Origin of the sequence: Pseudomonas sp. CNPSo 3701, from assembly GCF_028674975.1 — a bacterium.
Classification (GTDB): domain Bacteria; phylum Pseudomonadota; class Gammaproteobacteria; order Pseudomonadales; family Pseudomonadaceae; genus Aquipseudomonas; species Aquipseudomonas straminea.
Window position 1 is genome coordinate 1 of record NZ_JAQZSI010000012.1, and the last position, 15605, is coordinate 15605.

At 58.7% G+C, this 15605-nt stretch carries 12 protein-coding genes, 1 tRNA gene and 1 pseudogene; all 14 read right to left on the bottom strand.

Annotated features, from left to right (window positions below; translation table 11 throughout):
• On the bottom strand, positions 1 to 117 hold a 117-nt coding region (locus tag PVA39_RS23040; RefSeq protein ID WP_241779079.1), incomplete at its 3' end, for a GTP-binding protein.
• A gap of 30 nt (positions 118 to 147) precedes the next feature.
• Positions 148 to 2277, bottom strand: a complete 2130-nt coding sequence (gene fusA, locus PVA39_RS23045) for an elongation factor G (protein ID WP_074890258.1) — start codon at positions 2275 to 2277, stop codon at positions 148 to 150.
• A 30-nt stretch (positions 2278 to 2307) separates the two neighbouring features.
• Positions 2308 to 2778 carry a 30S ribosomal protein S7 gene (gene rpsG / locus PVA39_RS23050; RefSeq protein ID WP_002555493.1) on the bottom strand — a complete coding sequence of 157 codons (471 nt, stop codon included), beginning with the start codon at positions 2776 to 2778 and terminating at the stop codon, positions 2308 to 2310.
• Between the two features lie 117 nt (positions 2779 to 2895).
• Positions 2896 to 3267: a 30S ribosomal protein S12 gene (gene rpsL, locus PVA39_RS23055; RefSeq protein ID WP_003186084.1), complete on the bottom strand. Its 372-nt coding sequence runs from the start codon at positions 3265 to 3267 to the stop codon at positions 2896 to 2898.
• 158 nt (positions 3268 to 3425) lie between these two features.
• A complete protein-coding gene (gene rpoC / locus PVA39_RS23060; RefSeq protein ID WP_093507699.1) occupies positions 3426 to 7625 on the bottom strand; it encodes a DNA-directed RNA polymerase subunit beta' in 4200 nt (1399 codons plus the stop codon).
• A 61-nt stretch (positions 7626 to 7686) separates the two neighbouring features.
• Positions 7687 to 11760: a DNA-directed RNA polymerase subunit beta gene (rpoB, locus tag PVA39_RS23065; protein ID WP_274126056.1), complete on the bottom strand. Its 4074-nt coding sequence runs from the start codon at positions 11758 to 11760 to the stop codon at positions 7687 to 7689.
• A 220-nt stretch (positions 11761 to 11980) separates the two neighbouring features.
• Positions 11981 to 12352, bottom strand: a complete 372-nt coding sequence (gene rplL, locus PVA39_RS23070; protein ID WP_027904610.1) for a 50S ribosomal protein L7/L12 — start codon at positions 12350 to 12352, stop codon at positions 11981 to 11983.
• A gap of 80 nt (positions 12353 to 12432) precedes the next feature.
• Positions 12433 to 12933, bottom strand: coding sequence for a 50S ribosomal protein L10 (rplJ, locus tag PVA39_RS23075; protein ID WP_093507695.1), 501 nt, complete (start codon positions 12931 to 12933; stop codon positions 12433 to 12435).
• 213 nt (positions 12934 to 13146) lie between these two features.
• On the bottom strand, positions 13147 to 13842 hold the full coding sequence (gene rplA / locus PVA39_RS23080; RefSeq protein WP_274126057.1) for a 50S ribosomal protein L1: 696 nt from the start codon (positions 13840 to 13842) through the stop codon (positions 13147 to 13149).
• Complete coding sequence (rplK, locus tag PVA39_RS23085; RefSeq protein ID WP_013789749.1) at positions 13842 to 14273, bottom strand: 50S ribosomal protein L11; 432 nt, start codon at positions 14271 to 14273, stop codon at positions 13842 to 13844. The genes rplA and rplK overlap by 1 nt, the downstream gene beginning before the upstream one ends.
• A gap of 116 nt (positions 14274 to 14389) precedes the next feature.
• A complete protein-coding gene (gene nusG / locus PVA39_RS23090; protein WP_013789748.1) occupies positions 14390 to 14923 on the bottom strand; it encodes a transcription termination/antitermination protein NusG in 534 nt (177 codons plus the stop codon).
• A gap of 13 nt (positions 14924 to 14936) precedes the next feature.
• Positions 14937 to 15305, bottom strand: a complete 369-nt coding sequence (gene secE / locus PVA39_RS23095) for a preprotein translocase subunit SecE (protein WP_013789747.1) — start codon at positions 15303 to 15305, stop codon at positions 14937 to 14939.
• Positions 15306 to 15348: 43 nt separating this feature from the next.
• Positions 15349 to 15424, bottom strand: a tRNA-Trp gene (locus tag PVA39_RS23100).
• A gap of 54 nt (positions 15425 to 15478) precedes the next feature.
• Positions 15479 to 15605 (bottom strand): annotated as a pseudogene (gene tuf / locus PVA39_RS23105) (elongation factor Tu); the annotation flags it as partial.

Genomic DNA, 15605 nt, shown 5'->3' on the forward strand with positions numbered 1-15605 from the left:
TACTTCGGAGCAGACGCGAGTCAGAGCAGCGGTCAGAGTGGTTTTGCCATGGTCAACGTGACCAATGGTGCCAACGTTGACGTGCGGTTTGTTACGTTCGAATTTTTCTTTAGCCACGACAGTGAACCTCTTGCCTAAAGGGCTGAATCAGCCTTGTTTTTTAACCAGAGCTTCGACGATGTTCGCCGGAGCCTCGGAGTACTTGGAGAATTCCATGGAGTAGCTTGCGCGACCCTGGGACATGGAGCGAACGTCGGTTGCGTAACCGAACATCTCACCCAGCGGAACCTCGGCACGGATAACCTTACCGGAAACCGAGTCTTCCATACCCTGGATCAGACCACGACGACGGTTCAGGTCACCCATCACGTCACCCATGTAGTCCTCAGGGGTTACCACTTCTACTTTCATGATCGGCTCAAGCACAACACCGCCGCCCTTCTGGGCCAGCTGCTTGGTCGCCATGGAAGCTGCCACCTTGAACGCCATCTCGTTGGAGTCGACGTCATGGTAGGAACCGTCAAACACGGTCGCCTTAAGGCCGATCAGCGGATAGCCGGCAACGACGCCGTTCTTCATCTGCTCTTCGATACCCTTCTGGATGGCCGGGATGTATTCCTTCGGAACCACACCGCCCACGACTTCGTTGACGAATACCAGACCTTCCTGACCTTCGTCTGCCGGAGCAAAGCGAATCCAGCAGTGACCGAACTGACCACGACCACCGGACTGACGAACGAACTTGCCTTCGATTTCGCAGTTCTTGGTGATCTTCTCGCGGTAGGAAACCTGCGGCTTGCCGATGTTGGCTTCGACGTTGAACTCGCGCTTCATGCGATCAACGAGGATGTCCAGGTGCAGCTCACCCATACCGGAGATGATGGTCTGGCCAGTCTCTTCGTCGGTCTTGACGCGGAACGACGGGTCTTCCTGAGCGAGCTTGCCCAGTGCGATACCCATCTTCTCCTGGTCAGCCTTGGTCTTCGGCTCAACGGCTACCGAGATAACCGGCTCCGGGAAGTCCATACGCTCGAGGATGATTGGCTTGTCGGCGTTGCACAGGGTGTCACCAGTGGTGACGTCCTTCATGCCGATCAATGCAGCGATGTCGCCAGCGCGCACTTCCTTGATCTCTTCACGCTGGTTGGCGTGCATCTGCACCATACGGCCAACGCGCTCTTTCTTGCCCTTGACCGAGTTGATGACGGAGTCACCGGAGGTCAGGAAGCCCGAGTAAACGCGGACGAAGGTCAGAGTACCCACGAACGGGTCGGTAGCGATCTTGAACGCCAGAGCCGAGAACGGTTCGTCGTCGGAAGCGTGACGCTCGTCGAAATCGGCGTCGACCAGCTCTTCCTTTGGCTTCTCGATCAGATCAGGGTGGATACCCTTGATCGCCGGGATTTCGGTAGGAGCAGGCAGGAAGTCGATGACCGCGTCGAGAACCAGGGGAACGCCCTTGTTCTTGAACGAGGAACCACAGACGGCCGGAACGATTTCGCTGGCCAGGGTGCGCAGGCGCAGACCGGCTTTGATTTCCTCGACGGAGAGCTCGCCCTCTTCGAGGTACTTGTTCATCAGCTCTTCGTTGGCTTCGGCAGCAGCTTCGACCATGTTGCTGCGCCACTCGTTGGCGAGCTCGAGCATCTCCGCCGGAATTTCTTCCTCGCGGTAGGTGGTGCCCTTGTCGTCATCGTTCCAGTAGATGGCCTTCATCTTGATCAGATCGACCTGACCTTCGAAGTTCTCTTCTGCACCAATGGCCAGCTGAATCGGCACCGGAGTGTGACCCAGACGGTTCTTGATCTGACCGACGACGCGCAGGAAGTTGGCGCCTGCACGGTCCATCTTGTTGACGTAGACAACGCGCGGTACGCCGTACTTGTTGGCCTGACGCCATACGGTTTCCGACTGCGGCTCAACGCCGGAAGTACCACAGAACACAACGACAGCGCCGTCGAGTACACGCAGCGAACGCTCTACTTCAATGGTGAAGTCAACGTGGCCGGGGGTATCGATGACGTTTACGCGGTAGTTGTCGTACTGACCACGCGAACCTTTCCAGAAAGTGGTAACAGCAGCGGAAGTAATGGTGATACCACGCTCCTGCTCCTGCACCATCCAGTCGGTAGTGGCTGCACCGTCATGCACCTCACCCATCTTGTGGCTGAGACCTGTGTAGAACAGGATCCGCTCGGTAGTCGTGGTCTTGCCCGCATCGACGTGCGCGCAAATACCAATGTTACGGTAGCGGTTAATTGCTGTATTACGAGCCATAAAGCCCTCGCAAATTGAGTGATGCCGGATTTAGAAACGGTAGTGCGAGAACGCTTTGTTGGCCTCGGCCATACGGTGCACGTCTTCACGCTTCTTGACTGCGGCGCCTTTGCCTTCGGCGGCGTCCAGCAGTTCACCAGCGAGGCGCAGAGCCATGGATTTCTCGCCACGCTTACGAGCGAAATCCACCAGCCAGCGCATGGCCAGAGCGTTACGACGGGACGGACGAACTTCGACCGGAACCTGGTAAGTAGCACCGCCTACACGGCGCGACTTCACTTCGACCAGCGGAGCGATGGCGTCGAGAGCTTTCTCGAAGATTTCCAGGGGATCGCTGTTCTTACGCTCTTTAACCTTCTCCAGGGCGCCATAAACGATACGCTCGGCAACGGCTTTCTTGCCGCTTTCCATCACGTGGTTCATGAACTTGGCCAGGATTTGGCTTCCGTATTTTGGATCGTCAAGCACTTCGCGCTTGGCTGCTACACGACGTCTTGGCATTTGATAAGCCCTCAAACGGTCTTCAGGTTAGCCCGGAACTGCAACCATCTGGTTACGCCCGACCTTACTCTTATCGACTCAATAAAATTAGAAACTGCATTCAGTACCGACGGCCGATCACTTCGGACGCTTGGTACCGTACTTCGAACGACCCTGGTTACGGCCTTTGACACCCGAGGTGTCCAGCGAGCCGCGAACGGTGTGGTAACGCACACCTGGCAAGTCTTTTACACGACCGCCACGGATCAGCACGACGCTGTGCTCTTGCAGGTTGTGACCTTCACCACCGATGTACGAGGAAACCTCGAAACCGTTGGTCAGGCGTACACGGCAAACTTTACGCAGTGCCGAGTTAGGTTTTTTCGGCGTGGTGGTATACACGCGAGTGCACACGCCACGACGCTGGGGGCAGTTCTGCAGCGCAGGTACGTCGGATTTCTCGACGATACGCTTGCGCGGCTGACGCACCAGCTGGTTGATAGTTGCCATCTACTAGCTCCACTGTCCGTCTTTCGACGCTATTTATTTACACCATAAATAAATGGCAGGGCTGAAGCCCTGCCATATTTAGGGGTGCATGAGTCTAAAGAGACTCGCACCCCCAGTCAAGATACGTGACCCGGCTGCCAGGCAGCCGGGACGCGCTCTCAATTTTCGCTGGAGTTGAGCGCTTCGGTAAGCGCTGCTTCCACTTCACTGGCGCTGACGCGCATCGGCTTCTCGGCATCACGCTTGCGCTTGCGCTCGCTGTGATAGGCCAGACCGGTACCCGCCGGGATCAGACGACCCACGACCACGTTCTCCTTCAGGCCACGCAGGAAGTCGCGCTTGCCAGTGACCGCCGCTTCGGTGAGGACGCGGGTGGTTTCCTGGAAGGATGCCGCCGAGATGAACGACTCGGTGGACAGCGACGCCTTGGTGATACCCAGCAGCACGCGGGTGTACTTGGCGATGAACTTGTCCTCTTCGACCAGGCGCTCGTTCTCGCCCAGTACCTGAGTCAGTTCAACCTGATCACCCTTGATGAAGCTGGAGTCGCCGGACTCGGACACTTCGACCTTACGCAGCATCTGACGCAGGATGGTCTCGATGTGCTTATCGTTGATCTTCACGCCCTGCAGACGGTAAACGTCCTGGATCTCGTTGACGATGTACTTGGCCAGCGCGCTGACGCCCAACAGACGCAGGATATCGTGCGGATCGCTCGGACCGTCGGAGATGACTTCACCCTTGTTGACCTGCTCACCCTCGAACACGTTGAGGTGACGCCACTTCGGGATCAGCTCTTCGTACGGATCGCTACCATCGGTCGGGGTGATGACCAGACGGCGCTTGCCCTTGGTCTCCTTACCGAACGAGATGGTGCCGCTGATTTCCGCCAGGATCGAAGCTTCCTTCGGACGACGGGCTTCGAACAGGTCGGCAACGCGTGGCAGACCACCGGTGATGTCACGGGTCTTCGAGGTTTCCTGCGGGATACGGGCGATAACGTCACCGACCGCGATCTGCGCACCATCCGCCACGCCAACCAGGGCGTTGGCAGGCAGGAAGTACTGGGCGGGAACGTCGGTACCCGGCAGAAGCAGTTCCTTGCCGTTTGCATCGACCATCTTGATGGCTGGACGAATGTCCTTGCCAGCAGCCGGACGATCCTTCGGATCGAGAACCTCGATGTTGGTCAGACCGGTCAGTTCGTCGGTCTGACGCTTGATGGTGATGCCCTCCTCCATGCCGACGAAGGTCACGGTACCCTTCATTTCGGTCACGATCGGGTGGGTGTGCGGGTCCCACTTGGCGACGATGGCGCCGGCTTCGACCTTGTCACCTTCCTTCACGGAGATGACCGCACCGTACGGCAGCTTGTAGCGCTCACGCTCGCGACCGAACTCGTCGGCAACGGCCAGCTCACCGGAACGCGATACCGCGATCAGATTGCCGTCCAGACGCTCGACGTGCTTGAGGTTGTGCAGGCGGATCGCACCACCGTTCTTCACCTGGACGCTGTCGGCAGCCGAAGTACGGCTTGCCGCACCACCGATGTGGAACGTACGCATGGTCAGCTGGGTACCCGGCTCACCGATCGACTGTGCCGCGATAACGCCGACAGCTTCACCGATGTTGATCTGGTGACCACGAGCCAGGTCGCGACCGTAGCACTTGGCGCAGATGCCGTAGCGGGTTTCGCAGCTGATCGGCGAACGTACGACCACTTCGTCGATGCTGTTGAGCTCGATGAACTCGACCCACTGCTCGTCGACCAGAGTACCGGCCGGAACGATGACGTCCTCGGTGCCCGGCTTGAACACGTCACGGGCGATGACACGGCCCAGTACGCGCTCACCCAGCGGCTCTACAACGTCGCCGCCTTCGATGTGCGGGGTCATGTGCAGACCCTGGTCGGTGCCGCAGTCGATCTCGGTCACTACCAGATCCTGGGCGACGTCGACCAGACGACGAGTCAGGTAACCGGAGTTCGCGGTCTTCAGTGCGGTATCCGCCAGACCTTTACGAGCACCGTGAGTAGAGATGAAGTACTGCAGTACCGACAGGCCTTCACGGAAGTTCGCGGTGATCGGCGTCTCGATGATCGAGCCGTCCGGCTTGGCCATCAGACCACGCATACCAGCCAGCTGACGGATCTGCGCAGCGGAACCACGCGCACCGGAGTCGGCCATCATATACATGGAGTTGAAGGACTCCTGATCGACTTCGTTACCTTCGCGGTCGATGACCTTCTCTTTCGAGAGGTTGGCCATCATCGCCTTGGAGACTTCGTCGTTGGCCTTCGACCAGAGGTCGATCACCTTGTTGTACTTCTCGCCCTGGGTTACCAGGCCGGAGGCGTACTGCGATTCGATTTCCTTCACTTCCTCGGTGGCTGCGTCGATGATGCGCGCCTTCTCATCCGGGATGACGAAGTCGTTCACGCCGATCGACACACCGGAGATCGTCGAGTAGGCGAAACCGGTGTACATCAGCTGGTCGGCGAAGATGACGGTGTCCTTCAGACCCACGGTGCGGTAGCACTGGTTGATCAGACGGGAGATCGCCTTCTTCTTCATCGACTGGTTGACCACGTCGAACGACAGGCCAGCCGGCACGACCTGGAACAGCAGCGCGCGGCCGACGGTGGTGTCGACGATGCGGGTGTTCTTGACCAGGCTGCCGTCCTTCTGCTTGACGGTCTCGTTGATGCGCACCTTGACCTTGGCATGCAGCGAGGCTTCGCCGGCGCGGAATACGCGGTCGACTTCCTGCAGGTCGGCGAACACGCGACCTTCGCCCTTGGCGTTGATGGCTTCACGGGTCATGTAGTACAGACCCAGTACCACGTCCTGCGACGGAACGATGATTGGCTCACCGTTGGCGGGCGACAGGATGTTGTTGGTCGACATCATCAGCGCGCGCGCTTCGAGCTGAGCTTCCAGCGTCAGCGGCACGTGAACGGCCATCTGGTCACCGTCGAAGTCGGCGTTATACGCGGCGCAGACCAGCGGGTGCAGCTGGATCGCCTTACCTTCAATCAATACTGGCTCGAACGCCTGGATACCCAGACGGTGCAGAGTCGGTGCACGGTTGAGCAGTACGGGGTGTTCGCGAATCACTTCGGCGAGAACGTCCCACACTTCCGGCAGCTCGCGCTCGACCATCTTCTTGGCAGCCTTGATGGTGGTCGCCAGACCACGCATTTCCAGCTTGCCGAAAATGAACGGTTTGAACAGCTCGAGCGCCATCTTCTTCGGCAGACCGCACTGGTGCAGGCGCAGGGCCGGACCTACGGTAATTACCGAACGGCCGGAGTAGTCAACGCGCTTACCGAGCAGGTTCTGACGGAAACGACCTTGCTTACCCTTGATCATGTCGGCCAGGGATTTCAGAGGACGCTTGTTCGAACCGGTGATGGCGCGACCGCGACGACCGTTGTCGAGCAGAGCATCGACCGCTTCCTGCAGCATGCGCTTTTCGTTGCGCACGATGATGTCCGGCGCGGACAGATCGAGCAGGCGCTTGAGACGGTTGTTACGGTTGATGACGCGACGATACAGGTCGTTCAGGTCGGAGGTGGCGAAACGGCCACCGTCCAGCGGAACCAGCGGACGCAGATCTGGCGGCAGAACTGGCAGAACGGTCAGCACCATCCACTCTGGCAGGTTGCCGGAGCCCTGGAAGGCTTCCATCAACTTCAGACGCTTGGACAGCTTCTTGATCTTGGTTTCCGAGTTGGTCTGCGGAATCTCTTCGCGCAGGCGGCCGATCTCGTGCTCCAGATCGATAGCGTGCAGCAGCTCGCGAACGGCCTCGGCACCCATGCGGGCGTCGAAGTCGTCACCGAACTCTTCCAGCGCTTCGAAGTACTGCTCGTCGTTGAGCAGCTGCCCCTTCTCGAGGGTGGTCATGCCCGGATCGATCACCACGTAGCTCTCGAAGTAGAGAACGCGTTCGATATCACGCAGGGTCATGTCCATCAGCAGGCCGATACGGCTCGGCAGGGACTTCAGGAACCAGATGTGGGCAACGGGAGAAGCCAGTTCGATGTGCGCCATGCGCTCACGACGAACCTTGGCCAGGGCGACTTCGACGCCGCACTTCTCACAGATCACACCACGGTGCTTGAGGCGCTTGTACTTGCCGCACAGGCACTCGTAATCCTTGACCGGGCCAAAGATCTTGGCGCAGAACAGGCCGTCACGCTCAGGCTTGAACGTACGGTAGTTGATGGTTTCCGGCTTTTTAACTTCACCGAACGACCACGAACGGATCATCTCAGGCGAAGCAAGACCGATGCGAATGGCATCGAACTCTTCGACTTGACCCTGGTTTTTCAGCAAATTCAGTAGGTCTTTCAAGGCCTTTCCTCCTGGCGGAGCAGGCAGCGGGGTTGAAGCCCCGATGCCGATTCACGTCGTGTTATTCGGTTTCCAGATCGATGTCGATACCGAGCGAACGGATCTCTTTGATCAACACGTTGAAGGACTCGGGCATGCCCGGCTCCATGCGGTGATCGCCATCCACGATGTTCTTGTACATCTTGGTACGGCCGTTCACGTCGTCCGACTTGACGGTCAACATCTCCTGCAGGGTGTAGGCGGCGCCGTAGGCTTCCAGCGCCCAGACCTCCATCTCCCCGAAGCGCTGACCACCGAACTGCGCCTTACCACCCAGCGGCTGCTGGGTAACCAGGCTGTAGGAACCGGTAGAACGAGCGTGCATCTTGTCGTCCACCAGGTGGTTCAGTTTCAGCATGTACATGTAACCGACCGTGGTCGGGCGCTCGAACTGGTTGCCGGTACGGCCGTCGAACAGGCGCATCTGGCCGCTCTCCGGCAGATCAGCCAGCTTCAGCATGGCCTTGATCTCTTTTTCCTTGGCACCGTCGAACACCGGCGTGGCCATCGGCACGCCCTTGCGCAGGTTGTTGGCCAGAGCCAGCACTTCCTGATCGCTCAGCTCGTCGAGGCTTTCCTGACGACCACCGATCTCGTTGTAGATCTCGTTCAGGAAGCCACGCAGTTCAGCGATCTTGCGCTGCTCTTCGAGCATCAGGTTGATCTTCTCGCCCAGGCCCTTGGCCGCCAGGCCCAGGTGGGTTTCGAGGATCTGACCGACGTTCATACGCGACGGTACGCCCAGCGGGTTGAGGACGATGTCGACCGGGGTGCCATTGGCATCGTGCGGCATGTCTTCGACCGGCATGATCACCGAGACCACACCCTTGTTACCGTGACGACCGGCCATCTTGTCACCCGGCTGGATGCGACGGCGGATAGCCAGGTAAACCTTGACGATCTTCAGTACGCCCGGCGCCAGGTCATCGCCCTGCTGCAGCTTGCGCTTCTTGTCTTCGAACTTGTCGTCGAGCAGCTGACGGCGGTCGGAGATGTAGGCCTGGGCCTTTTCCAACTGCTCGTTCAGGGCGTCGTCGGCCATGCGCAGCTTGAACCACTGGCCGCGCTCCAGACCGTCGAGCACTTCGTCAGTGATCTCGGTGCCTTTCTTCAGACCAGCGCCGCCTTCGGCGATCTTGCCGACGAGAGCCGAACGCAGACGCTCGAAGGTCGCGCCTTCAACGATGCGGAACTCTTCGTTGAGGTCCTTGCGGATCTCGTCCAGCTGGCTCTTCTCGATCGACAGCGCACGCGCATCGCGCTCCACGCCGTCACGGGTGAAGACCTGTACGTCGATGACGGTACCCTTGGTGCCGGTCGGCACGCGCAGGGAGGTGTCCTTAACGTCGCTGGCTTTCTCACCGAAGATCGCACGCAGCAGCTTCTCTTCCGGGGTCAGCTGGGTCTCACCTTTCGGGGTAACCTTACCAACCAGGATGTCGCCCGGGCCGACTTCGGCACCGACGTAGACGATACCGGCTTCGTCGAGCTTGTTCAGTGCAGCTTCACCCACGTTCGGGATGTCCGCAGAGATTTCCTCTGGGCCGAGCTTGGTGTCACGGGCCACACAGGTCAGCTCCTGGATGTGGATCGTGGTGAAGCGATCTTCCTGAACCACGCGCTCGGAGAGCAGGATGGAGTCTTCGAAGTTGTAGCCGTTCCACGGCATGAACGCGACGCGCATGTTCTGACCCAGCGCCAGTTCACCCATGTCGGTGGACGGGCCGTCGGCCATGATGTCGCCACGCGCAACCACGTCACCTTTCTGTACCAGCGGACGCTGGTTGATGCAGGTGTTCTGGTTGGAACGGGTGTATTTGGTCAGGTTGTAGATGTCTACACCGGCTTCACCGGTTTCGACTTCGTCATCGGCAACACGAACCACGATACGGCTGGCGTCGACGGAGTCGATCACACCACCGCGACGAGCGACCACGCAGACGCCGGAGTCACGGGCGACGTTGCGCTCCATGCCGGTACCGACCAGCGGCTTGTCCGAACGCAGGGTCGGTACAGCCTGACGCTGCATGTTCGAACCCATGAGTGCACGGTTGGCGTCGTCGTGCTCGAGGAACGGAATCAGCGAGGCAGCGACGGAAACGACCTGCTTCGGCGAAACGTCCATCAGGGTGACGTCTTCCGGCGCCTTGACGGTGAACTCGTTCAGGTGACGTACGGCAACCAGCTCGTCGATCAGCTGACCCTTGTCGTTCAGGGTCGCGGACGCCTGAGCGATCACGTGGTCGGCTTCTTCGATGGCGGACAGGAACACGATCTCGTCGGTGACCTGACCTTCCTTGACCACACGGTACGGGCTTTCCAGGAAGCCGTACTGGTTGGTGCGGGCATAGGCCGCCAGGGAGTTGATCAGACCGATGTTCGGACCTTCCGGGGTTTCGATCGGGCACACACGGCCGTAGTGGGTCGGGTGTACGTCGCGGACTTCGAAGCCGGCGCGCTCACGGGTCAGACCGCCCGGGCCGAGTGCGGAGACGCGGCGCTTGTGGGTGATCTCGGAGAGCGGGTTGTTCTGGTCCATGAACTGGGAAAGCTGACTGGAACCGAAGAATTCCTTCACCGCCGCCGCAACCGGCTTGGCGTTGATCAGATCCTGCGGCATCAGGCCTTCGCTTTCAGCCATCGACAGACGTTCCTTGACCGCGCGCTCTACACGCACCAGACCAACGCGGAACTGGTTCTCGGCCATCTCGCCAACGCAACGTACACGGCGGTTACCCAGGTGGTCGATGTCATCGACGATGCCTTTGCCGTTACGGATGTCGACCAGGGTCTTGAGCACTTCGACGATGTCTTCGCGGCTCAACACGCCCGAACCTTCGATCTCGGTACGACCGATACGACGGTTGAACTTCATGCGGCCAACGGCGGACAGGTCGTAACGCTCGGCGCTGAAGAACAGGTTGTTGAACAGGGTCTCGGCGGCATCCTTGGTTGGTGGCTCGCCAGGACGCATCATGCGATAGATTTCGACCAGCGCTTCGAGCTGGTTAGTGGTGCTGTCGATCTTCAGCGTGTCGCTGATGAACGGACCACAGTCGATATCGTTGGTGTACAGGGTCTCGATGCGAACGACCTGAGCCTTGGCGATCTTGGCCAGCAGCTCGACGCTCAGCTCGGTGTTGCACTCGGCGAGGATTTCGCCAGTAGCCGGGTGCACGATCGCCTTGGCGGTGGTGCGGCCGATCAGGTAGTCGAACGGTACGTCCAGATCCTTGATGCCAGCCTTGTCCAGCTGGTTGATGTGGCGAGCGGTAATACGACGACCCTGCTCGACAATCACCTTGCCACTGCCGTCCTTGATGTCCTGGCTGGCAATTTCACCACGCAGGCGCTGCGGCACCAGCTCCAGGCTCAAGCCTTCGCCTTTCACATGGAAAACGTTGGTGGTGTAGAAGGCGTCGAGCACTTCTTCAGTGCTGTAACCCAGCGCGCGCAGCAATACCGAGGCCGGCAGTTTGCGACGACGGTCGATACGCACGAATACCGCGTCCTTCGGGTCGAACTCGAAGTCCAGCCAGGAACCACGGTAAGGAATGATGCGCGCGGAGTACAGCAGCTTGCCCGAGCTGTGTGTCTTGCCACGGTCGTGGTCGAAGAACACACCTGGGGAACGGTGTAGCTGGGAAACGATCACACGCTCGGTACCGTTAATGACAAAGGTACCGTTCTCGGTCATGAGCGGAATTTCGCCCATATACACTTCTTGCTCTTTGATGTCCTTGATCGCTTTGTTCGACGATTCTTTGTCGAAAATGATCAGGCGCACTTTCACGCGCAGCGGCACTGCGAAGGTCACACCACGCAGCACGCACTCTTTGACGTCGAACGCCGGATCGCCCAGGCGGTAGCCGACGTATTCCAGAGCAGCGTTGCCGGAGTAGCTGATGATCGGGAATACAGATTTGAAGGCCGCATGCAGGCCGATGTCGCGGAACTGTTCCTTGCTCGCGCCTTGCTGCAGGAATTCGCGGTACGAATCCAGCTGGATGGCCAGGAGGTAAGGCACATCCATGACATCCGGCAACTTGCTAAAGTCCTTGCGGATACGTTTTTTCTCAGTGTATGAGTAAGCCATCAGCGTTCCCCAGCTTGGTCACCTGCTTATTTGGCTTCTCCGACGGGAGCAGCCAGAAACTCGTGCAAACCCTAGGTTTGCGCCACCTCGTTGGTGGGTTTTTCACGTTCCCGGCCAGGGCTGTGGAACAGCCGAGCTAGAACGGAAAAAGGCCGGTGGCAAGAGCCACCAGCCGTCAGCCTTATGCGAGTCGCGCGGGCTGTAGACGCAAGGTCGTCGCTTACTTGAGCTCGACTTTGGCGCCTGCTTCTTCCAGAGCTTTCTTGGCAGCTTCGGCTTCGTCTTTCGACACGCCTTCTTTGACCACGCCAGGAGCGCCGTCAACTACTGCTTTAGCTTCTTTCAGACCCAGACCGGTCAGTTCGCGAACTGCCTTGATCACGTTCACTTTCTTGTCGCCGGCTTCAGCCAGAACAACGGTGAACTCGGTTTGCTCTTCAGCAGCGGCAGCAGCACCAGCAGCCGGGCCAGCAGCAACGGCAGCAGCAGCGGTAACGCCGAAGGTTTCTTCCATCGCCTTGATCAGCTCGACGATTTCCATAACGGATTTCTGGCCGATCGCTTCGATGATTTGCTCGTTAGTCAGAGACATGACTATGAATTCCTGTATTGGGGTGACGGCCTACGCGACCATCAAATTAAACATGTGATTTCGAAAGTGCTTATGCGGCCTTAGGCTGCGGCGGCTTCTTTCTGGTCGCGAATGGCTGCCAGCGTGCGAGCGAGCTTGCTGGTAGCGCCTTGGATAACGCTCATCAGCTGTGCGATACCCTCGTCGCGGGTCGGCAGGCTTGCCAGTACGTCGATCTGATTGGCTGCAAGGTACTTGCCCTCGAACGCAGCTGCTTTGATCTCGAACTTGTCCTGACCCTTGGCGAAATCCTTGAACAGACGAGCAGCAGCGCCCGGGTGTTCATTGGAGAATGCGATCAGGGTCGGGCCTTTGAACACGTCGTTGAGCACGTCGTACTGAGTGCCTTCAACGGCGCGCTTGAGCAGGGTGTTACGTACGACACGTACGTATACGCCAGCTTCGCGGGCCTCTTTACGGAGTCCGGTCATAGCACCTACGGTCACGCCACGGGCATCAGCCACGACAGCGGACAGGGCAGCTTTGGCAGCCTCGTTGACTTCAGCGACGATGGCCTTCTTGTCTTCGAGTTTAATTGCCACGGGTTTACTCCTGGATGTTACCGTTTCGCCCGGCCTAGGCCGGACGGCGTTTTGGTGTCTGATTCGGTAAGAATCGGGAGCACCATCTGCGTAGGGTGGAAGATCGCTCTTCTGGTTTGAGGCTTGCGCCCCCTACGGTCTTGGATAGCCCCCGCCAGGCAGGGACCCCAATTTTTTCATGGCAGACGCACCAAGTGCGCCTGCCATCATGCATTAAGCGTCCAGCGAACCTTGGTCGATCAGCAGACCCGGGCCCATGGTGGTGCTCAGAGTCACGCGCTTGACGTAGACACCTTTCGAGGTCGACGGCTTCAGGCGCTTCAGATCGGCCAGCAGGGCTTCCACGTTCTGCTTCAGCTTGTCGGCTTCGAAGCCAACCTTGCCGACGGAACCGTGGATGATGCCGTTCTTGTCGGTACGGAAACGTACCTGACCAGCCTTGGCATTCTTGACTGCAGTGGCTACGTCCGGAGTTACGGTGCCGACTTTCGGGTTAGGCATCAGGCCGCGCGGGCCGAGTACCTGGCCCAGCTGGCCAACAACGCGCATGGCGTCCGGGGAAGCGATGACCACGTCATAGTTCAGGTCGCCGCCTTTCATTTCAGCAGCCAGATCGTCCATGCCTACGCGGTCAGCACCAGCAGCCAGAGCAGCTTCAGCAGCCGGGCCTTGGGTGAAGACAGCGACGCGAACGGTTTTGCCGCTGCCGTTAGGCAGAACGGTAGCACCACGAACAACCTGGTCGGACTTACGCGGGTCAACGCCGAGGTTGATGGAAATATCAACGGACTCGGAGAACTTGACAGCGGAGATCTCGGCCAGCAGCGCAGCAGCATCGTTGAAGCTGTAGGCTTTGCCCGGCTCGATCTTGGCTGCGATAGCCTTTTGGCGCTTGGTCAGCTTAGCCATTACACACCCTCCACGTTGAGGCCCATGCTACGAGCAGAACCGGCGATGGTACGCACGGCTGCATCCATATCAGCTGCAGTCAGATCGGCCTGCTTAGTCTTGGCGATCTCTTCGAGCTGGGCACGGGTAACGGTGCCGACTTTGACAGTGTTCGGACGAGCCGAACCGCTGGTCAGACCGGCCGCTTTCTTCAGCAGCACGGAAGCCGGGGTGCTCTTGGTTTCGAAAGTGAAGCTACGGTCACTGTAAACAGTGATGATCACTGGAGTCGGCAGACCAGGTTCCATGCCCTGAGTCTTGGCGTTGAACGCCTTGCAGAATTCCATGATGTTGACGCCGTGCTGGCCCAGAGCGGGACCAACGGGTGGCGACGGGTTGGCCTGACCGGCCTTTACTTGCAGCTTGATATAAGCCGTGATTTTCTTAGCCATTAGCTACTCCAGTTACGGGTTCTAGCGCCTTTCAGCTCCCCGACTATTGCCTGTTTATCCCAGTGACAACAAAACCCCGCAGCCTATGACTGCGGGGTATGGGATGCGTGTGTCAGTTACGACTTCTCGACCTGACTGAACTCCAGCTCGACCGGAGTGGCACGACCAAAAATGGTCACTGCCACCTGGATGCGGCTCTTCTCGTAATTCACTTCTTCGACCACGCCACTGAAATCAGCGAACGGACCATCGATAACACGAACCATCTCGCCCGGCTCAAACAGCGTCTTGGGCTTGGGCTTGTCACCGCTATCGGCGACGCGACGCAGAATGGCGTCAGCCTCTTTTTCGGTGATCGGGGCAGGCTTATCGGCGGTACCACCAATAAAGCCCATCACCCGCGGCGTATCCTTGATCAAGTGCCAAGTCGCCTCGTTCATTTCCATCTGCACCAGCACATAGCCTGGAAAGAACTTGCGCTCACTCTTGCGCTTCTGGCCGTTACGCATTTCCACCACTTCTTCGGTGGGGACCAGAATCTCGCCGAACTCATCTTCCATTCCGGCGAACTTTACGCGCTCGATCAGCGAACGCATTACATGCTTCTCGTAACCCGAGTAAGCATGCACAACGTACCAACGCTTAGCCACGGGACACCCTATCTCAACTTACAATAAACGACACAAGCCAACCGAGGAGCGAATCGAGCCCCCAAAGCACCAGAGCCATGACGAGCACGACCAGGACGACGATCAGCGTGGTTTGCGTGGTTTCCTGACGGGTCGGCCAGACAACCTTGCGAATCTCGACGCGAGCTTCCTTCGCCAGCCCAAAGAAGGACTGACCCTTAGTGGTTTGCAGAGCGATCAGCGCGGCAACGACTGCCAGCACCAGCACACCCACCACACGGTACAGAATCGGCTCACCCGAAAAGTACTGATTACCGACCACTCCAGCGACCACAAGCAGGGCCACCGCGATCCACTTGAGCAGATCAAAACGAGAGTCTTTGGCTTCAGCCTTAACATTCATGAACAAGGATCCTGTGAGAAGACACGCCAAATTCGTTAGAAAATGGCAGGTCAGGAGGGAATCGAACCCCCAACCTGCGGTTTTGGAGACCGCCGCTCTGCCAATTGAGCTACTGACCTAGAACTAAAATCAGGCCGACCATTATGCCGGCCTGATGGGGACAGATCAATCGATTATTCGACGATCTTTGCTACAACACCGGCACCAACGGTACGACCACCTTCGCGAATGGCGAAGCGCAGGCCGTCTTCCATGGCGATCGGCTTGATCAGGGTGACAACCATTTTGATGTTGTCGCCC

What these genes read in the sequence shown, in the direction of transcription:
- fusA (WP_074890258.1), bottom strand. Translation starts at nt 2,277, where the DNA reads ATGGCTCGTAATACAGCAATTAACCGCTACCGTAACATTGGTATTTGC.
- rpsL (WP_003186084.1), bottom strand. Translation starts at nt 3,267, where the DNA reads ATGGCAACTATCAACCAGCTGGTGCGTCAGCCGCGCAAGCGTATCGTC.
- rpoB (WP_274126056.1), bottom strand. Translation starts at nt 11,760, where the DNA reads ATGGCTTACTCATACACTGAGAAAAAACGTATCCGCAAGGACTTTAGC.
- secE (WP_013789747.1), bottom strand. Translation starts at nt 15,305, where the DNA reads ATGAATGTTAAGGCTGAAGCCAAAGACTCTCGTTTTGATCTGCTCAAG.
- rplA (WP_274126057.1), bottom strand. Translation starts at nt 13,842, where the DNA reads ATGGCTAAGCTGACCAAGCGCCAAAAGGCTATCGCAGCCAAGATCGAG.
- rplK (WP_013789749.1), bottom strand. Translation starts at nt 14,273, where the DNA reads ATGGCTAAGAAAATCACGGCTTATATCAAGCTGCAAGTAAAGGCCGGT.
- rplL (WP_027904610.1), bottom strand. Translation starts at nt 12,352, where the DNA reads ATGTCTCTGACTAACGAGCAAATCATCGAAGCGATCGGCCAGAAATCC.
- rpsG (WP_002555493.1), bottom strand. Translation starts at nt 2,778, where the DNA reads ATGCCAAGACGTCGTGTAGCAGCCAAGCGCGAAGTGCTTGACGATCCA.